Origin of the sequence: Hymenobacter sp. 15J16-1T3B (assembly GCF_020711235.1) — a bacterium.
In the GTDB taxonomy this organism is placed as follows: Bacteria; Bacteroidota; Bacteroidia; order Cytophagales; family Hymenobacteraceae; genus Solirubrum.
Genome location: NZ_JAJFAV010000023.1, coordinates 35097 through 55779, shown reverse-complemented (window position 1 = coordinate 55779; position 20683 = coordinate 35097). Strand labels below are relative to the sequence as shown.

Here is a 20683-nt window from a genome sequence, read left to right as displayed (position 1 = left end):
AGGAAGTTGAGCGGGAATATGATGAAAGCAACCCGCCAAAGGATTAGCACTCATCTGACTTGGGTTCAGTATTGTATCACTTATCAACAGGCTCTCTATGCTCCGCCTTGCCAAGCTGCTCCTCGCCGCCATCTTCTGCCTGGCTGCCCGCCCCGCCTGGCAGCCCCAGCCCACTACCCTCCCCTCCACCGAGCGGCAGCAGATCCTGCAGCTCCTGCTCGACTTACCCGACCTACAAGGTTACTACCACGCCAAACTAGCCCAACGGCTGCCGGTGAAGCTTCAGGTCGACGCCTTTGCCACGCCCGGCCTGCGGCTGCGGAAGTTCAACCACGCCGTCGTGCTGCTGACCGACCAGCAGTTGAAGCAGCGCCGCATCCGCGACTACGTGCGCCTCGGGCTGCTGCGGCAGCGGCAGGACACCCTGGATTTCCGGTTGGGTTATGCCATCGAGGGCGTAGTGGCTGCGGGCCAGCTGGTGCGGCAGCCCAACGGTTGGCGGGTCGGCAGGTATTCCGTAGTCGAGCAGTAAATCCGGCCTCGTCTTACTTCTCTTTACTTTATCCAACAAAAAAACTTCGGGCGGACCCCGAGAGCTTTCGGAGGCCACCCGAAGTTTCCGGGTCGACCATCCAACGCTTGCAATGGTCGGCCCGGAAACTTCGGGGCCGCAAAGTCAACTTTCGGAAGTCCGCCGCTTTTACATCCCCACGTGCCCCAGCATCGGAAAGCGCTGCTGGTGCCAGTAGGGATAAATCGGTGTGGTGGCGCTGACGGCGTCGAGGCGCGCCACCTGCTCGGCCGTGAGATTCCAGCCGGCGGCGCCGAGGTTCTGGCGCAGCTGCTCCTCGTTGCGGGCGCCGATGACCAAGTTGACCACCGTGGGGCGCTGCAACAGCCAGTTTAGGGCTACCTGGGGCACGGTTTTCTCGGTTTCCCGGGCTAGTTCGTCGAGCACGTCGACGATGGCGAAGAGCCGTTCGTCGGGCACCTGCGGGCCCTGGCCGCCGCCCTGGGCCAGGCGGCTGCTTTCGGGTATGGGCTGGCCGCGGCGGATTTTGCCGCTCAGCAGCCCGGCCGACAAGGGGCTCCACACGATGGTACCCACGCCCTCGGCCTGGGCCAGCGGCAGCAGCTCCCACTCAAACTCGCGGTGGGCCAAGGAGTAGTAGGCCTGGTGGCCCACGTAGCGCGCCCAGCCGTAGCGCTCCGACACGGAGAGGCTTTTCATCAGGTGCCAGCCGGAGAAGTTGGAGCAGGCGATGTAGCGCACCTTGCCGCTCTGCACCAGCTGGTCGAGGGTGCGCAGGGTTTCTTCGATGGGCGTGTGCGCGTCGAAGCCGTGCATGTGGTAGATGTCGATGTAGTCGGTGCCGAGGCGGCGCAGGGAGTCCTCGCAGGCCCGCATCAGGTGCAGGCGGGAGGAGCCGTAGTCGTTCGGGCCGGGGCCGGTCGGGAAAGTGGCCTTGGTGGAAATCAGCACGTCTTGGCGGCGTCCGGCCAGCGCCCGGCCCAGGATTTCTTCGGCCTTGCCGTCGGAGTAGCCGTTGGCCGTGTCGAACAGGTTGACGCCCGCTTCCAGGCAGACGCCGATGAGGCGGCGGGCTTCCTCGACCTGGGTGTTGCCCCAGGCCTTGAAGAACTCGTTGCCCCCGCCGAAGGTGGCCGTGCCGTAGCTCAAAACCGGTATGCGCAGGCCCGAAGCGCCTAACTGTCGGTATTCCATGCGGTATGGGAGTAGCGCGGAGCCCGGCCCCGCGGTGAGGAAATCGTGCCTCGCTGGCGGCACGCTGGGTTCTACAACCAACGGCTGCCCGCAATGTCGGTTGCGGCAGAAGGCGCCGAAGTTCGACCGCAACAGTGGCCCCCGCGTTTCCACCGGCAACCGCAGGAGCCGCTTATACAAAGCACCTGCCCCGTGCCCGACCCTCCAGCCCGTCGTGTCGAGCGCAGTCGAGACATCTCGCGTGCGGACCTTGCCCAATCCAGACGGCACGTCATGCCGAATCCCGCGAACTGTGCCTACCGTGTCGCCGTGGCTCCCCCTCTGCGAAAATGGAGAGGGGGCCGTGCCCCGCCGGGTTCCCGTGAGGCGCCCACGACGCGCCACATCAGCACGCGAGATGTTTCGGCTGCGCTCGACACAACGAGCTGGGGCATCTGGCCAAGCAGTAACGGCGTCTCGAAAAGCCGATACCAGCGCGGGCAGGACGTTTTATCCGCCCGGCATCCCGGCTGCGCGACCGGGCCGGGCCCGGGCTTGACAACCTGAATGACGGTGGCCTGTGCGCCGGCCGTTTGCCAAAAAACTTAGCCAGCCGTACTTTAGCTAAAATTTTAGCTAAAGCTGTCATGGCCATAACCCGCAAAGCCCCGCGCTACACCGCCGCTGAGCAGCAGTCCGATGCGCTGGCGGCCGACCTTCCCGAAACCGCCGCTGCTGGCGAAGCGGCGTTTGCCGACGAGCCCACCGCCGATTCGCTCTGCCCCTGCTGCGGCGAGCTGCTGGCCTGGCACGAGCAGCCGTGCCCCCTGCCCGGCGCCGCTGGTCCGGCCGCCGAAGCGGGCAGCCCGCCCGGCGGCGTCATCATGCGCGCCTCCTCCGCCACCTACGCCTACGACCTAGGCCAGCCCGTGCAGCCGCCCGCCGTCGGCCGGGCCTACGCCGTTATCTGGCGCGGGCAGCTCAAGGAGCGCCACCCCGACACCGGCTGGATTCACCGCGTGAACGTGTACCGGCTCAACGACGGGTACTGGGACTGTTACCGCGAAGAGGAGCTGCAGGTGGCCTGAGGCGGCAAGCCTGATTCACAGCCGATTCCGCTACCTTGGGCCGCCCTCTACCCGCTGCCCGATGCCCCGACTCCTGCCGCTGCTGCCCCTGGTTCTGCTGCTAACCGGCTGCGCCGCCGGCCCGCGCATCACCCGCCTCGACAGCACCCGCATCCGCCGCGCGGAGCTGACGCGCCGCATCCAGCAGATTACCGATTCGGCCCGCGTGGCTGGGCTGGCCGTGGTCGTGTTCAACCACCGCCGGGCGGTATACCGGCACGCCTTCGGGGTGAAAAGCACGGCGAGCCGGCAGCCGCTGCAGTTCGACACCGAATTCTACGGGGCCTCGCTGAGCAAAGCCGTGTTTGCGGTGTTAGTGCTCAAGCTGGTGGAGGAAGGCCAGCTTACCTTGGACGAGCCCCTGCAGCACTACCTGCCCCGGCCCATCTACGAGTACGCCCCGAAGACGCGCTGGCACGACGACTACCGCGCCCTGCGCACCGATTCGCTGTACCGGCGCATCACCGCCCGCATGTGCCTGAGCCACACCAGCGGCCTGCCCAACTGGCGCTGGGACGAGCCCGACCAGCAGCTGCGCGTGCACGGCCGGCCCGGCGCGCGCTACGGCTACTCCGGCGAGGGGCTGGTGTACCTGCAGGTGGTGCTGGAGCACAAGCTGGGCCGCCCGCTTGAAGCCCTGATGCAGGAGAAGGTTTTTGGCCCGCTGGGCATGACCACGTCGAGCTACCAGTGGCAGCCGCGCTTCGAGGCCGATTACGCCCTGGGCCACGACGCCGGCGGCAAGGTGCTGGAAAAGGACAAGGACAACGAGCCGCGCAGCGCCAGCACCCTCGAAACCACGCCCGCCGATTACACCCGCTTCCTCGAAGCCGTGCTGCAGCGCAAGCTGCTGAAGCCCGAATCCTGGCAGGATATGTTCCGACCCCAAATTGCCATTCATTCGCGGGCCCAGTTCGGCCCGCTCGCCCGCCAGGACACCGACCGCTACGACCACGTGCAGCTTGCTTACGGCCTGGGCTGGGGCCTGCTGCACTCGCCCTACGGCGTGGGCGCCTTCAAGGAAGGCCACGGCGACGGGTTTCAGCACTACTCCATTGTGTTTCCCGAGGCCGGCATCGGCGTGCTGCTGATGAGCAACAGCGACAACGCCGAAAGTGCCTACCAGAGCCTGCTGCGCGTCACCATTGCCGATACCTTCACGCCCATCGACTGGCAGAACTACGTGCCGTACTACCGGACGGCGCGCTGACCCGCTTAACCGGATGGTCAGTGGTTAGGGCGGCTACGAATACGTTTTGAACGTTCTGCTAAGCACCACGCGGCCTCTCTTCCGCTGCGCTGAGTTGTCCGGTCGCAAGTGCATCGACAAGCGCAGCAGGAAGCGTTTTCTGCTTTCCCGCAGCTTACGCCGGCGCGGTTCGGCTGCGGCGCGGCTTGGCTTCTTTGGGCGCTGGCGCAGTCTCCAACCGCTGCGAGGAGGCGCGCACCAGCAACTCGGGCTGCAGCACCAGCTGCCGGGGCCCGAACGCGGCGCCGTCGGCTTCGATGAGCTCCAGCAGCAGGCGCACGGCGGCTTGGCCCATTTCCTCGCAGCGCTGCTCCACCGAGCTGATGGCGGGCTTGGCAATGACGGTGAAGGTTTCGTTGCTGAACCCGACCACGGCCACTTCGCCGGGCACGGCGCGGCCCCGGCGCTGCGCTTCTTCCAGCGCGCCTAGGGCGGCGTAGTCGCCGGCGGCAAACACGCCGTCGGGCGGCTGGGGCAGCTTTAGCCACTGCTGCAGGGCAGCGGCGCCGGCTTCCTGGCTCATGTCGCCGTAGCTGATCAGGGCTTCGTCGGGCGCGATGCCGGCTTCCTGCAAGGCCTGCAGGTAGCCCAGGCGGCGGTTGCGGTAGATGTTCAGGTGCTGGGGGCCGGCCACGTGGGCTACGCGGCGGCAGCCCTGCTGCAGCAGGTGCCGGGTGGCAAGGTAGCCGCCTTCCTGGTCGTCGAGCACCACGGCGTGCACCGGCCGCTCGTCGGGCCGCCGGTCGAAAAACACCAGCGGCACGCCGCGCTCGGCCACTTGGTCGAAGTGCTGGTAGTCGCGGGTGGAGCGGGCCACGGAGGTCAGAATGCCGGCCACCTGCACGTTGAGCAGGGCCTCGAGGTTGCGCCGCTCCTGGGCCTCGTCCTCGTTCGACTGGCAGATGATGACGTGGTAGCCGGCCTGCCGGGCGGCCGTTTCCATGCCGTGCACCACCCGGGCAAAAAACCGCCCCTCGATGTAGGGCACGATGATGCCCAGCAGCTTGCTGCGCCCCTTGCGCAGGGCCGAAGCCAGGCGGTTGGGCTGGTAGTTATACTTTTTGGCCAGCTTGAGCACCTTGCGCTTCATCTCCGGCCCGATGCTGTGGTGGTCGCTCAGGGCCCGCGAAATCGTGGTCATCGACACGCCCAGCTCCCGGGCCAGGTCGGCCATGGACACGGGTGCGCCGGCGGCGGGCGCAGCAGCGGATTTCTTACGCGGGGGCATGGGCGAAAAAGCGGTTCAGAGCAACGACAAAGGTAACAGATGGCACAGCGGACAACTGGTAACCCTGGTTTCGCTGGGCATAAGCAGTACAAAACAGGTAGGGCGTCATGCTGAGCGCAGTCGAAGCACCTCTACCGGCTTCGTCTGGTCTTGTTCAACGAAGCAGTAGAGATGCTTCGACTGCGCTCAGCATGACGCCCTAATTAGCCTCTGGATCGAAGCCAGCCTTAGCGCCCGCTGAAAGCCACCTCGTTGTAGCGCAGCTCGTTTTTGAAGCGGCGCAGCTTGGTGTCCTCGTCGATGACCACGCACTCGATGCCGGCCATGTCGGCAAAGTCTTCGAGGTACTCGGTCGTGAGGTTCTGGCTGTAGCCGGTGTGGTGGGCGCCGCCGGCGTAAATCCAGGCGGCCGCGCCGGTAGCCAGGTCGGGCTGCACTTTCCAGAGCACGCGGGCCACGGGCAGCTTGGGCAGCTCGTGCTCGGGCAATACGGCTTCCACCTCATTCACCACCATGCGGAAGCGGTGGCCCAGGTCGACGATGGTGGCGTTCAGGGCCGGGCCGGCGGGGCAGTTGAACACCAGGCGCACCGGGTCGGCCTTGCCGCCGATGCCCAACGGGTGCACTTCCACCTTAGCTTTTCCCTCGGCAATCGAGGGGCAGATTTCCAGCATGTGCGAGCCGAGTACCTGCTCGTTGCCGGGCTGGAAATGGTAGGTGTAGTCCTCCATAAAGGAGTTGCCGCCGGGCAGGCCGGCGCCCATCACCTTCATGGCGCGCACCAGGGCCGCGGTTTTCCAGTCGCCCTCGCCGCCGAAGCCGTAGCCGTCGGCCATCAGGCGCTGGGTAGCAATGCCGGGCAGCTGGGCCATGCCGTGCAAATCCTCGAAGGTGTCGGTGAAGCCAATGGCGTTGGTGTCCTTCAAAAAGCGGCGCATGCCCAGCTCGATGCGGGCGGCTTCGCGCAGGGAGGAGCGGAACGTGGCGCCGTCCTGCAGGTTGTCGGCCACGTGGTACTCGGCCGCGTAGTCCTGCAGCAGCTCTTCGATTTCGCCGTCGCTGATGGTGTTGATGGTGGCCACCAAATCCCCGATGCCGTAGGTGTTGACGCTGTAGCCAAACTTGATTTCGGCCTCCACTTTGTCGCCCTCGGTCACGGCCACGTAGCGCATGTTGTCGCCGAAACGCACGATGCGCCCGCCCTGCCAGTCGGCCCAGGCGCAGGCGGCGCGGGCCCAGATGCTCAGCCGCTCGTGCACGTCGGCGCTCTGCCAGTGGCCCACCACCACCTTGCGCTTGATGCTCATGCGCGCCCCGATGAAGCCGAATTCCCGGTCGCCGTGCGCCGACTGGTTCAGGTTCATGAAGTCCATGTCGATGTCGCCCCAGGGAATGTCGCGGTTGAACTGCGTGTGCAGGTGGGCCAGCGGCTTCTGCAGGATTTTCAGGCCGTTGATCCACATTTTGGCCGGCGAGAAGGTGTGCATCCAGGCAATCAGCCCCACGCAGTTGGCGGTGGTGTTGGCTTCCTGGATGAGCTTGAAAATCTCGTCGGGCCCGGTCAGCACCGGCTTGTACACCACCTTGATGGGCAGCGCCGCGCCGAGGGCTTCGGCAATCTGCTGGGAGTGTTTGGCCACCTGCTCCAGGGTTTCGGGGCCGTAGAGGTGTTGGCTGCCGGTGATAAACCAGGCTTCGTACTTCGAAATGTCAATCATGGGAGGAGGGAAAAGCGGAACGCGCCCTTGGGTGCGGGCGGCGTCGTATGTTGGGTGGTGTTGGATTATCGATTGCGTGAAACGTTGCGCATGCCCGTCATTCCTAGCGTAGCCGGGGGACATGGCTGGATGGTTTTGTCATACTGAGCCCAGTCGAAGCATGACAGCCTTTTCCAGTCGTTCAACACAAGCATGCGAGATGTCTCGACTTCGCTCGACATGACAGTTCTTTGGGCGTCGTTCTGCGACGAGACGCAAGGTTGCGGCTCTACTGCCCGTAGTAGGAGCCGGCGCCGTGCTTCCGCTCGTAGTGCTTGCGGATGAGCGCGTCCTTGAGGCGGGGCACACCGGGGCGCAGGGTGCAGCTGAGGTAGGCCATACGGGCAATTTCTTCGAGCACGGCGCTGTTGTACACGGCTTTGTCCACGGTCTTGCCCCAGGTGAAGGGCGCGTGGTTGCCGATGAGCACCATTTCCACTTCCTCGGGCGTGAGGCCGCGGCGCTGAAACTCGTTGAGAATCTGCCAGCCGGTCTGGTGCTCGTAGTCGCCCTGGATGAGCTGGTCCGACATGGGCGGGGCGCAGGGCACGTCCACGGTGAGGTGGTCGGCGTGGGTGGTGCCCAGGATCGGGATGTCAAGCTGGGCCTGGGCCCAGGCCGTGGCGTAGGTGCTGTGCGTGTGCACGATGCCGCCGATGTGCTCCCAGTGCGCGTAGAGCACCGCGTGCGTCTTGGTGTCTGACGACGGGCGCTTGGTGCCTTCCACGATCTTGTTGGCGAAGTCCACGATGACGATGTCCTCGGGGCGCAGCGTTTCGTAGGGCACGCCGCTGGGCTTGATGGCGAAGACGCGGTTCTGGCGGTCCACCACCGAGGCGTTGCCGAAGGTGAAGAGCACCAGCCCGAGCTTGGGCAGCTGCATGTTGGCCTCGTAGCAGGCCTGTTTCAGGTCTTGGTACATGCTTGAGTTGTCAGTTGCGAATTGTCGGTTGTCAGCTTGTCGGCCGTCATCCTGGGTGCAGCGAAGAACCTTATAGCAATTGAACGAGTCGTTGTGGCGATTATCGTTCCTCGGTGACAAGGCCCTTCGCTGCGCTCAGGATGACAGATGGCTCAAGCCCAACCAACTAGACCATACGCGGCGTCTGGGCTTCCACGAACTCGCCGAAGGCCAGATACTGCTGGTAGCGCGGCTCGTAGTCGGCCACGCGGGCGGGGTTGGGCTCGTAGGTTTCGGCGAAGCCGTTGCCCATGGCTTTCTGCGCCGCGGGCACGTCGGCGTGGATGCCGGCGGCAACGGCGGCGTACATGGCCGCGCCCAGGGCCGGGGCCTGGTCGGATTCGGCCACGCGGATGGGGCGGTTGAGCACGTCGGCCAGGGTTTGCATCATAAAGGCCGATTTCTTGGCCACGCCGCCCAGACCGATGACCTGCTTGATGGACACGCCCTGCTCCTCGAAACGCTCCACAATGCGGCGCGAACCGTAGCAGATGCTTTCCACCAATGCCCGAAAGATGTGCGGGGCGTCGGTGCCCATGGAGAGGTTCATCAGGGCGCCTTTCAGGGCTTGGTTGGCGTCGGGCGTGCGGCGGCCGTTCACCCAGTCCAGGGCCAGCACCTGCGACTCGGCGGGGTCGACGGCCGCAGCGGCTTTGTTGAGTTCTACCATCATCCGGCCGGCCAGCTCCTCGCGCAGCTGGTCCTGCTGCTCGGCGCTGAGCACGCCGCTTGCGGGCAGCAGGGCGCGCAGGGGCCACTCCAGCACCTGCCGGAACCAGGCCAACAGGTCGCCCACGGCCGACTGGCCGGCTTCCAGGCCCAGCATGCCGGGCACCACCGAGCCATCCACCTGCCCGCAGATGCCGGGCACGAGCTTCTCCCCTACTTCCTGCATGGGCGCCACCACGATGTCGCAGGTGCTGGTACCCATCACTTTCACCATGGAGTACGCCTCGATTTCGCCCGCCACGGCGCCGGCGTGGGCGTCGAACGTGCCCACGGCTACCACGGTGTCGGTGCTGAGGCCCAGGCGCTCGGCCCACTCGGCGGAGAGCTTACCTGCCACTTCGTCAGCGGTGTAAGTTTCGGTGTACAGTCTTTCGCGCAGGCCGGCCAGCTTGGGCTCCAAGTGCACCAAGAATTCCTCGCTGGGCAAGCCGCCCCAGCTTTCGTGCCACATGGCCTTGTGGCCGGCGGCGCAGCGGCTGCGCTTGAAGGAAGCCAGCTCGCCGCCGGTGAGCTGCAGGGTCAGCCAGTCGCAGTGCTCCATCCAGGAGTGCGCGGCCTGGGCCACGGCCTCATCCTCGCGCACCACGTGGGCAATTTTGGCCCAGAACCACTCCGAGGAATAGATGCCGCCCTCGAAGCGCGTGAAGTCCTCGCCGCCCCAGGTTTTGGCTTTCTGGTTGATTTCGGCGGCTTCCTGCAGGGCGGTGTGGTCTTTCCAGAGCACGAACATGGCGTTCGGATTCTCCTCGAAGCCGGGCGTCAGCGCCAGGCTCTGCCCCTGCGCATTCACCGGGCCCGGCGTCGAGCCGGTGGTGTCCACGGCCAGGCTCACGATCTGCTCAGCGGGTACCTTGGCGGCCACGGCGCGCACGGTGGCTTCGAGGCCTTCGAGGTGGTCGAGCGGGTGCTGGCGAAACTGGTTTTGGGCGGCGTTGCAGTAGCGCTGCTCTTTCCAGCGGGCGTAGGGGTGCACGGCCTGGGCCACTTCGGCGCCGGAGTGGGCATCCACGAGCACGGCCCGCACCGAGTCGGTACCGTAGTCGATGCCGATGACGTAGTTCATCAAGGGTGAAGTTGAGAAGTTGGGAAGTGATGAGTTTGCGAATCTGTGAGCCCTGCCTTGGGCGTTTTACAACTTCACAAATCCACAACCTCACCTATTTGCGCACGCCGAAGCGGTACACGGTGGTGGATTGCAGGGTCTGGCCGGGCTTGAGAATGGTGCTCGGGAATTTGGGCTGGTTGGGCGAGTCGGGGAAGTGCTGAGTTTCCAGGCAGAAGCCCGCATGCTTGCCGTAGGTCACGTTGCCCTTGCCCGTGAGCGTGCCGTCGAGGAAGTTGCCGGTGTAAAACTGAATGCCGGGCTCGGTAGTCGTCACCTCCAGCGTGCGGCCCGAAACGGGCTCGTACACCGTAGCGGCGGGGTGCATGCCCTCGGATTGGTTAAGCACCCAGTTGTGGTCGTAGCCGCCGGGCACCTGCGCAATGCGCTGCCCGATGGCGTGCGGAGTGGTGAAGTCGAAGGGCGTGCCCTGCACCGGGCGCAGTTCCCCGGTCGGAATCAGGCCCGCGTCGACCACGGTGTAGCGGTCGGCGGGCAAGGTCACCTCGTGGGCCAGCACGTTTTTGCTCTGGCCCAACGCGAGGTTGAAGTAGGCGTGGTTGGTCAGGTTGACGGGCGTGGCCTTGTCGGTGGTGGCCGAGTAGTCGATTTTCAGCGCGTCGTCGGCCGTGAGCGTGTACACCACCGTCACTTGCAGGTTGCCGGGGTAGCCTTCCTCCCCGTCCTTGCTCAGGTGGCGCAGCGTGAGCGTCTGGCCCTCCGCCGACGTGCCCGGCTCGGCCTGCCACAGCACCTTATCGAAGCCCTTGAGGCCGCCGTGCAGGTGGTTGGCGCCGTTGTTTTTGGCCAGGGTGTAGTCTTTTCCGTCGAGCGTGAATTTGCCGCCGCGGATGCGGTTGCCGTAGCGCCCGATCAGCGCCCCGAAGTACGGGCCGGCCTTGCGGTAGGCCGGGCTCTGGTAGCCCGCCACGCTGTCGAAGCCGAGCACGATGTCGCCGAAACGGCCGGCTTTGTCGGGCACGAACAGGCGGGTGATGGTACCGCCGTAATTCGTGATGCTCACTTTCAGCCCGTGGGCGTTGCTGAGCGTGTAGAGCTCGGCCTGCTGGCCGTCGGCGGTTTTGCCGAAGCCCACGCCCTGGGGCGCCTCGGCGCTGCCAGCAGCTTGGGTGGAGTCGGCTGCGGCCGGCTGGGCGGCGCCGGCCGCCGGCTGGTCGGCGGGGGCCGATTGGTTGCAGCTGGCCAGCAGCAGCAGGCCGCTGGCACCGAGGGCCGTCAGCGCACCGGCGGCTTGGAATAGACGAGGCATCGTGGGTGGGGTAAGAGCGTGAGCGAAAAAGCTCAGCGGCCACCGGCGGACCAATCAGCCCGAAACGCGCCAGCAGCTAAGCGGACTGAAAAGTATAAAAAGCCGCACGTTTGCACAATCGTTTGTGTAAATTAAGTAGCAAGAGAATGACGCATTACTACCTATAACAAGGACAATTCCGGCTAAATAGGTACCCAGATAATTGGTTGTTGCCGCAGCCAATAGTTTATCGATTGTAAAACACATCAAACCGTCCCGCGCTGATTTGCACAGCCGATTCGTCCGCACCCAGGCTGCTGAGCTTTCCCTCGAAAGTTCCCGCCACCAAGTTGCGCACCGTGTCGACGGCCGTGACGGTGATGGTGGCCGTGCCGGGCCGGCTTTGGTACTGCATTCCGCGGCGACTATCGGTGTAGTAGAGCTTGGTGCCGGCTTCGGCCCCGGTGGCACCGGGGCCGCCGGCGGTGGCGCGGTACACGCCCGGCCCGGCCAGCGAGTCGATTTGCAGCACAAAGGACTCGTTGCGGCGGCCGTCGGTGCGGGCGGCGGTAAGCAGCAGGAAGCGCCGCCGCCCGCTCAGGTGCGAGGAAGCTTCCACGCGGTTGTCGGCGCAGCCGTAAATGCCGCAGCGCTGCCCGGCGGGCGTCCAAGCGGCGCCGTCAAGGACGAAGCCTAGCGTTTCGGCGCCGGTGGCCGTCGCCGGCGGCAGGCTGGCCTCGGGGCCGACGGTGTTTTTTTCGCAGCCGGCCAGGGCCGTCAGGGCCGCCAGCAGGCTGGTTAGCAGGGGCAAATAATTCATAGCAGCCGGGAAGCAGGGAAACCGCTGCCTCCCGGCTACCCTTGCCAACGCCGTGCCATCCCGCCACCGCAACGAAAGCGCGGCCGCATCGGTACACCCTCAGTTACTCCCGTTGCCTTACCCCCATGCCGCCCGACTACGCCGCCTTGTTCGGTCCGCTGGCCGACCACACCCGCACCGTCTTCTTCGCCTACCACGTGGGCACGCGCCGCGTCCGCTACCTCAGCCCAGCCTATGAGCAGCTGCTGGGCGCGGCCGTAGACCGCATTGACCAAGACCTGCCCCGTTGGCTGGCCCGCCTGCACCCCGACGACTTGGAGTACCTGCGCGAGCAGCTGCTGCCGGTGCTGCGCGGCGAAGTGGCCGCCGTCGAGGACCTGGAACTGCGCCTGCGCCACGCCGACGGCCGCCGCCAGTGGCTGGCCCTGACGGCCACCCGCAGCACCGACGCGCCGGGCGACACGCTGCTGGTAGGCACCCTGCGCGACATCACGAGCCCGAAGGAGTACATGCGCAACGCCGACAAGTTCAACGCCAAGAAAAACGCCACCCTCGAAATTCTCTCCCACGACCTCGCCGGGCCGCTGGTGGTGCTGCAGCAGCTCACCGCGCACGTGGCCGCCCAAACCCAGGACTACGACAACCCTGCCCTGCGCGAGCTGCTGCGCCTGATGGAGGCTACCTGCACCGACAGCGTGAATTTGATCCACGACTTTGTCGACCAGGAGTTTCTGGAGTCGGCCAACGTGGAGCTCAAGCTGGAGCGCCTCGACCTGGTGAGCCGCCTGCGCTCCTTTCTGACCAACTACCAGAACGTGCAGCACCTGCTGCACAAGCGCATCGGCTTCACAACCGAGGCCGAGGTGGCCTACGTGCACATCGACGACAACAAGTTTCAGCAAATCATCAACAACCTGCTATCCAACGCGCTGAAATTTACCCCCGACGGCGGCCGCATCGACGTGCACGTGGCGCTGCCCCCGGGCCGGGTGCAGGTGCAGGTGCGCGACACGGGCGTGGGCATCCCGGCCCGGCTGCAGCCCTTGCTCTTCGACAAGTTTACCAAAGCCCGCCGGCCGGGCCTGCGCGGCGAGCGGACCACCGGCCTGGGCATGTCGGTGATTCACACGCTGGTCACGCTGCACGAGGGCCGCATCTGGTTTGAGAGCGAGGAAGGCGCGGGCACTACCTTCTACATCGAGCTGCCGGCCGCCGCCGAGGCCGCCCCCGGCCAATAGCGCAGGCGCGCCAGCAGGGCAGTTTTTTGGTACCAACGAACCGACATAAGGCCCCGCCACGTAGATTGCACCATATTATATCTGCTTTTGTTTATGCGTGTCCGTTTTGCTACCGCCGGCGCCTTGCTCTGCATGGTGCTCGGGGGGGCCTCCTGCGAGGAGGAGGGCTCCCACGTGAAACCCGCCGTGGGTACGCTAATCGGCGTGGTAAACCCGGCCGGAGCAGCCGCTCGCATTAAGGCCACCGACGAAGCCCAACGCACCTACGTGGTGCTGCCCGACGCATCGGGCGCCTTTGAGCTGCGCAACGTGCCCAACGGCAGCTACCAGCTTACCATCGAGCCCACCGCCGAGTATACCGAGCCGGTGCTGGAGCGCTGCACCGTGCGCTACGCCACCAGCAACCTCGACACCGTGACCATGCTGCCCGCCGTGCCCACGGCCCTGGGCAATACGCTGGCCTACAGCATCGGCGCCGAGGCCTACCGTTTCGGGAGCGTGACAGCGGCCCTGAGCGGGCGTCAACTGCTGCTCACGGCGGTGCGCAACGCTCCCCACGCCCTGCCCGACGCCGAACAGATGTTTATTCAACTGACCGACTTCACCGGCCCGGGCACGTACGAATGCGGCAGCACGGCCACCATCGTTTACCAGCAGCGCGACAACGGCGCTGCGGTGCCCTACCGCTGGTCGACGGCGGCGCCCGAGGGCCGCGGCACCGTGCGCATCACCTACCACGACCCGGTAGCCCGGACGGTGGCCGGGGTATTTTCGTTTGAGGCCGGCGCGGCCAACAGCGTCACCAGCGGCAAGTTCAATACCACCAACGGTTACTTCGCCGCAGTGACTTACTAGCGGTTCTGCCGGGTCGCGTGGTAGGCGCCGCCTTGCTGTTCCTAGGTCTCAACCCTCCCCCAAACCTTACCGCCGGCGCTCTGACTGGGCTTAGCCGCGAACTGCTGGGCGCTCCGGCGCGCCGAGCGAGGCCGCCAGCACTCCACTGATTCAGCCCGTTGGGTTCGGGCCGCGGCACCTGCTAAGCAGGTCACCGCGCTACATCTCGCTAAGTTCCTCGGCCATTTTGCCGGGTACGCCGATGCTGTGGAGCAGTCCGCTCACCACGCCCTGCATCCAAATGGTAAACACGCTGTAGCGCCGGTCCCGGTCGGAGCGCACGAGGGCATCCTTGAGTTCGGCGCCCTTGCGGCGCGGGTTGTCGTCGCGAATGACGAGCACGTTGGCGGCCTTGGAGAGGATTTTGGTGCTCAACTTCTGCTTGTCGCGCCCGCCGCCGCTGGTGCTGAGCAAATCCACTTTCAGGTCGGAATAGCGGGCCCACATGCGGCCGCTTACGCCCTGCTGGTCTACTTGCAGCTGCACCCGGATGTCTTGCACCTGCCCGCGTTCAAACCGGGCCGAGCGCGTGGGCACGGTAATGGAATTCAGCATGGCGAAGGGCGCCGGGCCGAAGTGCCCCACGAGGCGGTGCCGGCCCTGCGGATCGAGCAGCGGCACCCAGGCCGTGGCCGAGAAGCGGCCGCGGTCCTGCAGGTAGGCCGTGGCCTGAATGACGGCCGGATGGGCCGCGCTCATGCGCTGCGGGTCGTTGGTGAGGTTGGTGGCCGTGCCGGTGAGGCGGGTAATGGCGAAGTATCCGGGCCGCCGGGCCAGCTCCCCGGTAAACTTGAAGCGGATGGCCAGGTCCTGCACGCGCAGGGTGCGGACGTCGAGGCGGAAGGGCAGCTTGCGCACGTTTTCGGGCGTAACCACGGCCAGTTTGTTGCCCAGCGGGTAGTGGGCGTTGCCGATGATGCCCAGGCGCAGGCCGGGGGCCGTCACCGTTTGCGCGCGCACGGCCTGGTGCAACAGCCCCCAATAGTCGAGGCCGCTCACGCGCAACTGCGGAATTTGCAGCGTCAGGTGCGTGGCCTGCCGCCCCTTGCTGCGCGACAGCGCGTCCTGCGACATGGTAGGCCGGATCAGCCCGCGGGCGAGCTGCAGGCTGCGGGCGCGCGTGTCCAGGCGCAGTTCGCCCCAGCTGATGTGGTAATACGGCGCGTCGACGGTGACCCGGCCGGGGCCGCTGCTGCCGCGCCAGTTGCGGGCGTAGAGCACGCGCTGCCGGTCGCGGAAACCGGCCGAATCCACCCGGATGTCGGTGCCGGTGAGGTTGACGTCGGCCAGGTGCGGAGCCAGCTCCAGTTGGGTGAGGCGCAGCTGGGCCCGGCTGATGCGCAGATGCCGCAGCTGCACCCGGCGCAGGTAGGGCGCCAGCGCTACGTGCAAAGGCGGAGGGGCCTGGGCCGGCACGCCCAGCGTGAGGCGCGGCCCGGGCACCAGCAGCGAGTCGGCCTGCAGCACGCGGCGGGCCAGCTGGCGCGGGCGCAGGCCGCTGAGCGTGAGCCGCGGCAGCCACAGCGCCACGCGGGTGGCCCCGCGGGGCAGTTGCCCGTCGGCCACGGGCAAGACCCGCAGCGAATCGAGGCGGAGGCGGCCGCGGGCGGAGTTGAAGCGGGCGGCACCGAGGCGGAGGTGGTGGCCGGGCACTTGGGCTTCCAGGCCTTCCACGCGCAGCTTCACGGAGGCCGCGTAGCTCAGCCGGCTGGAGTCTTCGGCGGCGCCGCGGCTGATGAGCACGTCGGTGGCGGCGAGGCGGCCGTGGCGCAGTTGCGTGCGCTCGTGCCCATGCAGGCCCGATACCACCCGCACGTCGTCGACCAGCAGATGGGCCAGCCGCACGCCCGGAATGCGCTGGGGCAGCTGCTCGTGCAGGGGCTTGCGGGTGCCGCCGCGCTCGGGCGTGCGCAGCACCCGGGCCCGCACCGCGCGCACCAGAAGGGTGTCCACATTTACCACTTCGCCCTTCAGCAAGGCGCCTAGCCCGATGCCGGCCACCCGGATTTCATCGACGGTGAGCAGCACCCAGGGCGCTTCGGTGCCGGGCGGCACGGCCCGCGGCCGGGGCCAGCCGCCCGGCCGCAGCCACACGCGGCGCAGCGTGAGGGCGCGCTGGCGCAGGCTGGTGTGCAGCGCGCCGATGCGCAGCTCGTAGCGCCCGCCGGACCTCTCGGCCACGGTCCGCTCCAGCTTGCGCTTCAGCCAGGGGTCGAGCAGGCGGGCGCCCACCACGCCCAGCCCCACCAGCAAGACCAGTACCCCCAGCAGCCACCACAGCCAGCGCAACCGGCGGCGCGTGGGCGGCGGAGCAGCGGAAGGCGACGGAGCAGGGGCTAAGTTGGGAGTCACGCGCGAAACGAAATCAGGGCTAGTACGCAAAACCCGGGTGCTGGGCTGGCCGGCGCACGCCGGAGTTGGCGGCTAGCCGTTACCTTCGGGCCGGTTTCCCCGTTTTTGCCATGTCTACGCCCGCTTCCCCCGCCCTGACGGCCGAGCTGCTGGCTACCGTCCGCCACGGTTTCCGCAGCTACCAGGCCTTGGCCGACAAAGCCCTGGCCCAGCTCACGCCCGCCGAGTGGCTGTGGTGCTCCGAGCCGAATGCCAACTGCGCGGCCGTTATCGTGCAGCACCTAACGGGCAACCTCCGCTCCCGCTTCACCGATTTTTGGACCGCCGACGGCGAGAAGGCCGACCGCCACCGCGACCAAGAGTTCGAGGCACCGGCAACGGCCGACGCGGTGCCCGCGCTGCAGCAGCAGTGGCAGGCGGCGTGGCCCCTGCTCTGGCGGGTGCTCGACCACCTGGAGCAGCACCCCGCCGACTGGCTGCGCCCCGTCACCATCCGGCAGGAGCGGCACTCGGCCCTCTCGGCCCTGCAGCGACAGCTCACGCACTACGCCTACCACGCCGGGCAACTGGTGCTGCTGGCCAAAACCCTGCGCGGCGCCAATTGGCACACGCTCAGCATTGCGCGCGGACAAAGCGAGCAGTTCAACGCCCAGATGCGAGCCCAGCATACCCCGGCCGCCAACCTTGGCCCGGGTTCCGGAGTTTAAGCGCCGCGTATGCTTGCTATTACTTCCCTGCTCAACCCCCAAAACGCCCAGCGCATCAACGGCATCATCCAAAGCCTGGAGGATGAGTTTGGCCTTGATGACGTGCAGGCCACGCCCGACCCGCACATTACTTACCTGCTGGCCGGGGTGAGCAAGCACGAGGCGCTGCAGGAGGTGCTGGAGGACATTGCCGCCACCACCGCGCCGTTCGAGGCGCACACCACCGGGCTGGGCCTGTTTCCGGGCCCAAACCCGGTCATTTACATCCCGGTACTCCGCTCCGACGCGCTCAACCGCCTGCACCGCCGCCTGCTCTCGGCCACCGAGCCGCTGTGCCTGCGCACCGACAAGTTTAGCCAGCCCGAACTGTGGCTGCCCCACATTTCCCTGGCTCTGCACGACACCACGCCCGAGCTGCTGGGCCCGGTGCTGCAGTACCTCAACGAGCAGACTTTCAACCTCAAGCTGCGCATCAGCAACCTGGCCATTCTGCGTCAGGAAGGCGAGCAGTTTATTCCCGAAGAAGTCTACCCACTCGAGGGCGAAGACGAATGAGGCCGTTGTCGGTTGTCGAATAGCAAGCCTTGGCGCTAGCCTAGTTTCGGCCAGCATTATCCACGCCAGCTGCATTTTCCCGGCCGACGGCGCGGCATTTTCCGCGCCGCGCCCGACCTTTACCCCGCACCAACCCGCTGCTTATGTACTCCACGCTACTGCTGTTGCACTCCTGGACCCGCTGGCTCGTCCTGATTTTTGGTTTGATTGCCTTCCTGCGCGCCCTCTCGGGCTGGCTGGGCCGCAAGCCCTACTCCGGCGCCGACAACGGCATGGGAGCTTCTTTCGTGGGCTCCATGCACCTGCAGCTGCTGCTGGGCCTGATTTTGTACTTCGTGAGCCCCTACGGCGCCAAGGCCTTCGAAACGGCCGGCGGCGCGGTGATGAAAGACCCCACGGGCCGCTTTTTCGCGGTGGAGCACTTGGCCATGATGCTGGTGGCCGTCATTTGCGCGCAAGTGGGCCGCAGCACCTCCAAAAAAGCCCTCGACGCGGTGCTCAAGCACAAGCGCGCCGCCATTTGGTTTGGCGTGGCCCTGCTCATCGTGCTGCTGATGATTCCTTGGGGCATCTGGAACCCGGCCCGTCCGCTGTTCCGCTTCTAAGCGGGCTCCGCTGTTCGGTTGTAGCCCTGCCAAGCCCGCCTTGGCAGGGCTTTTTCGTGCCCGCCGCTCGATGGATGCCGCCCGAATGAATTATTTCTTCCCGGCCTAGCAGCACCCTGCTGGTTTGGCTATATTTCAGCAAGTCAGCTTGCTACTACCCTCTATGCACAGTACGCTTACCCCCGCTAGCTCCGTTGCCGCGGCGCACACCTCGCCCCACGCCTGCTTGAACTGCGGCACCGGCTTGCACGACCAGTACTGCGCCCACTGCGGGCAGCCGGCCGATACGCACCGCATCACCACCGGCCACCTGCTCCACGAAATTCCGCATTCCATCTGGCACGTCGACAAGGGCTTGCTGTTTACGCTGCGCGAGATGGTGCTGCGGCCGGGGGCCGCGCTGCGCGCCTACCTGGCGGGGCAGCGGCGCCCTTACTTCGCCCCCATTTCCTACCTGCTGCTGCTGGTGGGCGTCTCCACGTTTCTGATGGCGGCCTTGCACATCGTTCCCTTCGACCTGCACGACCCGCGAGTACCGGCGGCCACCCGGCAGCTGCAGCAGGAGACTCTGGGCCCGGTTATCAAATACATGAGCTGGTACCAAGTGCTGATGCTCCCGGTGACGGCGCTGTTCACGCGGCAGGTCCTGCGCCGCGGCGGGCTCAATTACGCCGAATGCATCGTGGTCAATGCGTTTGCCATCGGCACGGCCAGCGCCGTCAACCTGGTTTTTATCCCGGCCATGTACCTGCTCAGCGGCACGGCCGCCATCGGCCGGCTCACCTTGCTCACGTCCGCGGTGATGTTTGGGCTCCAGGCCCGGATGTACGCGCAACTGCTGGCCCCCACGGCGCTGAGTGCCATCGGGCGCTACGCCCGCGGCCTGCTCACCAGCGTGGGCAATTTCATCCTGCTGGTGTTGCTCGTGGCCGTGATACTAGTCGGCATGATGGTGCCGCGTATGCACGAGCAGATGCGTCGGCAGCACGCGGCCCGCGCCCAGCACCAGCCAGCGGCCCCGGCTCCGCACTAGCTGCCCTTCCTCTTCCACATAAGTCGAACGGCCGCCGCAATCTGCATTGCGGCGGCCGTTCGGCCTTGGCAAGCGGCAATCCACGCCGCAGCTAGAGCGAGTAGCCCCCCGAGGCCTCGATGCGCTGGGCGTTGACCCAGCGGGCGGCGTCGGAGCAGAGGAAGGCCACCACCCCGCCCACGTCGTCGGGCTCGCCGATGCGGCCCAGCGCCGTCTGGCCGGCCATGTAGGTTTCCAGTTCGGGGTGCGCCTGCCGGGCCGCGGCCGTGAAGTCGGTTTTGATAATGCCGGGCGCCACCACGTTGGCGCGGATGCCGCGGCCGCCCAGTTCCTTGGCCAGATACTTGGTCAGTGTTTCCACGGCGCCCTTCATGGAGGCGTAGGCCGAATAGCCCGGCGTGGTGAAGCGGGCCAGCCCGGTGGAGAAATTGACGATGCCGCCCCCGTCGGCCAGCTGAGGCAGCAGCCGCTGGGTGAGAAAGTACACGCCCTTGAAATGCACGTTCAGCAGCGCGTCGAAGGCTTCTTCAGTCATTTCGGCAATCAGCCCGCGCGAGTCGATGCCGGCGTTGTTGATGAGAAAGTCGAAGGTGTCGCGCTGCCAGTGCTGGCGCAGCGCGGCGGCTAGGGCTTCGGCAAAGGCCGGAAACGAGCCGACCTGCCCGGTGTCAAGCGGCAGGGCCACGGCGCGGTGGCCCAGGGCTTCGATGTCGGCCACGGCGGCCTGGGCTTCGTCGGCGCGGGTGCGGTAGGTCAGCACCACGTCGTGGCCGCTGAGGGCGAGGTGGCGGGCGGCGTTGCGGCCCAGGCCGCGGCTGCCGCCGGTAACCAGGGCTATTGTCGGGGAAGTGCTCATCGGAGGTGATTAGGTGAAAAACCGATGGCCCAAAGGTCCGGCCCCGCCGCGGCCGGCGCGTGGTGAGTGTTTCAGTTTAAATGGTGACTGTTTCCGCTTCTTGCCGCTGCCGGGCCCATTCGGCTTCGCGGTACTGCTTGGGCGTGAGGCCGGCGAAGCGCTTGAAGAACTTGGTGAAGTTCGACGGGTCGTAGGTGAGGCGGGCGGCAATGTCGGCCACCGGGGCCGGGCTGTCGCGCAACAGCCGCTGGGCCAGCTCCAGGATGCGCGCCTCGAAGAAGTAGCAGGGTGCGTGGCCGGTCACGAGCTTAAGAGTGTTGCTCAGGTGCGTCGGGTGAATGTGCAGGCGGTCGGCCAGGTCGCGGATTTCCAGCATTTCCGTCGCCCGGCCCACCTCCAGGTCGGCCAGGTGCCGGTCGATTTCGCGCAGGAAGTCGGCCACGATTTCGTGCTGGCGGGCCAAAATTTTCTTCGGAATGGGCGTGGGCATGGCAGTACGGATTACGAGTGCAATAA

Annotated in this window: 19 protein-coding genes; 9 read left to right on the top strand and 10 right to left on the bottom strand. The window is 66.3% G+C overall.

Annotated features, from left to right (window positions below; all coding sequences use genetic code 11):
• Positions 1 to 97: 97 nt before the first annotated feature.
• Entirely contained in the window at positions 98 to 532 is a 435-nt protein-coding gene (locus LJ737_RS25440; protein WP_227769591.1) for a hypothetical protein, read from the top strand.
• 168 nt (positions 533 to 700) lie between these two features.
• Here LJ737_RS25440 and LJ737_RS25435 read toward each other — a convergent pair whose 3' ends face one another.
• On the bottom strand, positions 701 to 1726 hold the full coding sequence (locus tag LJ737_RS25435) for an aldo/keto reductase (protein ID WP_227769590.1): 1026 nt from the start codon (positions 1724 to 1726) through the stop codon (positions 701 to 703).
• A 626-nt stretch (positions 1727 to 2352) separates the two neighbouring features.
• On the opposite strand from LJ737_RS25435, the gene LJ737_RS25430 reads away from it, so the two are divergent.
• Both LJ737_RS25430 and LJ737_RS25425 read left to right on the top strand, forming a co-directional pair.
• Positions 2353 to 2793 carry a hypothetical protein gene (locus LJ737_RS25430; RefSeq protein ID WP_227769589.1) on the top strand — a complete coding sequence of 147 codons (441 nt, stop codon included), beginning with the start codon at positions 2353 to 2355 and terminating at the stop codon, positions 2791 to 2793.
• 61 nt (positions 2794 to 2854) lie between these two features.
• A complete protein-coding gene (locus LJ737_RS25425) occupies positions 2855 to 4042 on the top strand; it encodes a serine hydrolase domain-containing protein (protein WP_227769588.1) in 1188 nt (395 codons plus the stop codon).
• A 154-nt stretch (positions 4043 to 4196) separates the two neighbouring features.
• Here LJ737_RS25425 and LJ737_RS25420 read toward each other — a convergent pair whose 3' ends face one another.
• The 6 genes from LJ737_RS25420 to LJ737_RS25395 all read right to left on the bottom strand — a co-directional run bounded on the left by LJ737_RS25420 (position 4197) and on the right by LJ737_RS25395 (position 11927).
• A complete protein-coding gene (locus tag LJ737_RS25420) occupies positions 4197 to 5309 on the bottom strand; it encodes a LacI family DNA-binding transcriptional regulator (protein WP_227769587.1) in 1113 nt (370 codons plus the stop codon).
• A 227-nt stretch (positions 5310 to 5536) separates the two neighbouring features.
• Positions 5537 to 7027 (bottom strand): L-arabinose isomerase, encoded by a 1491-nt coding sequence (gene araA / locus LJ737_RS25415; RefSeq protein ID WP_227769586.1) that lies wholly within the window; start codon positions 7025 to 7027, stop codon positions 5537 to 5539.
• 268 nt (positions 7028 to 7295) lie between these two features.
• Positions 7296 to 7988, bottom strand: coding sequence for an L-ribulose-5-phosphate 4-epimerase (locus tag LJ737_RS25410; protein WP_227769585.1), 693 nt, complete (start codon positions 7986 to 7988; stop codon positions 7296 to 7298).
• A gap of 166 nt (positions 7989 to 8154) precedes the next feature.
• Positions 8155 to 9819 carry a ribulokinase gene (locus LJ737_RS25405; protein WP_227769584.1) on the bottom strand — a complete coding sequence of 555 codons (1665 nt, stop codon included), beginning with the start codon at positions 9817 to 9819 and terminating at the stop codon, positions 8155 to 8157.
• A gap of 94 nt (positions 9820 to 9913) precedes the next feature.
• On the bottom strand, positions 9914 to 11128 hold the full coding sequence (locus LJ737_RS25400; RefSeq protein ID WP_227769583.1) for an aldose epimerase family protein: 1215 nt from the start codon (positions 11126 to 11128) through the stop codon (positions 9914 to 9916).
• A 226-nt stretch (positions 11129 to 11354) separates the two neighbouring features.
• A complete protein-coding gene (locus LJ737_RS25395; RefSeq protein ID WP_227769582.1) occupies positions 11355 to 11927 on the bottom strand; it encodes a Riean_0653 family protein in 573 nt (190 codons plus the stop codon).
• A gap of 125 nt (positions 11928 to 12052) precedes the next feature.
• Here LJ737_RS25395 and LJ737_RS25390 point away from each other — a divergent pair, with 125 nt between their 5' ends.
• Together LJ737_RS25390 and LJ737_RS25385 are read left to right on the top strand one after the other, a co-directional pair.
• Positions 12053 to 13165, top strand: a complete 1113-nt coding sequence (locus LJ737_RS25390; RefSeq protein WP_227769581.1) for a sensor histidine kinase — start codon at positions 12053 to 12055, stop codon at positions 13163 to 13165.
• 93 nt (positions 13166 to 13258) lie between these two features.
• Entirely contained in the window at positions 13259 to 14020 is a 762-nt protein-coding gene (locus LJ737_RS25385; RefSeq protein WP_227769580.1) for a carboxypeptidase-like regulatory domain-containing protein, read from the top strand.
• A 198-nt stretch (positions 14021 to 14218) separates the two neighbouring features.
• Here LJ737_RS25385 and LJ737_RS25380 read toward each other — a convergent pair whose 3' ends face one another.
• On the bottom strand, positions 14219 to 16411 hold the full coding sequence (locus tag LJ737_RS25380) for an AsmA family protein (RefSeq protein WP_227769579.1): 2193 nt from the start codon (positions 16409 to 16411) through the stop codon (positions 14219 to 14221).
• Positions 16412 to 16521: 110 nt separating this feature from the next.
• Here LJ737_RS25380 and LJ737_RS25375 point away from each other — a divergent pair, with 110 nt between their 5' ends.
• The 4 genes from LJ737_RS25375 to LJ737_RS25360 all read left to right on the top strand — a co-directional run bounded on the left by LJ737_RS25375 (position 16522) and on the right by LJ737_RS25360 (position 19311).
• Complete coding sequence (locus LJ737_RS25375) at positions 16522 to 17118, top strand: DUF1572 family protein (RefSeq protein ID WP_227769578.1); 597 nt, start codon at positions 16522 to 16524, stop codon at positions 17116 to 17118.
• A 9-nt stretch (positions 17119 to 17127) separates the two neighbouring features.
• The gene (locus tag LJ737_RS25370; RefSeq protein ID WP_227769577.1) at positions 17128 to 17673 is read left to right on the top strand and encodes a 2'-5' RNA ligase family protein; all 546 of its coding nucleotides are present in this window, start codon (positions 17128 to 17130) and stop codon (positions 17671 to 17673) included.
• Between the two features lie 143 nt (positions 17674 to 17816).
• Positions 17817 to 18278 (top strand): hypothetical protein, encoded by a 462-nt coding sequence (locus tag LJ737_RS25365; protein ID WP_227769576.1) that lies wholly within the window; start codon positions 17817 to 17819, stop codon positions 18276 to 18278.
• 163 nt (positions 18279 to 18441) lie between these two features.
• The gene (locus LJ737_RS25360; RefSeq protein ID WP_227769575.1) at positions 18442 to 19311 is read left to right on the top strand and encodes a DUF3667 domain-containing protein; all 870 of its coding nucleotides are present in this window, start codon (positions 18442 to 18444) and stop codon (positions 19309 to 19311) included.
• Positions 19312 to 19402: 91 nt separating this feature from the next.
• Here the strand turns inward: LJ737_RS25360 and LJ737_RS25355 are convergent, their stop codons facing one another.
• Positions 19403 to 20167, bottom strand: a complete 765-nt coding sequence (locus LJ737_RS25355; RefSeq protein WP_227769574.1) for an SDR family NAD(P)-dependent oxidoreductase — start codon at positions 20165 to 20167, stop codon at positions 19403 to 19405.
• 76 nt (positions 20168 to 20243) lie between these two features.
• Complete coding sequence (locus tag LJ737_RS25350; RefSeq protein ID WP_227769573.1) at positions 20244 to 20657, bottom strand: helix-turn-helix transcriptional regulator; 414 nt, start codon at positions 20655 to 20657, stop codon at positions 20244 to 20246.
• Positions 20658 to 20683: the final 26 nt, after the last annotated feature.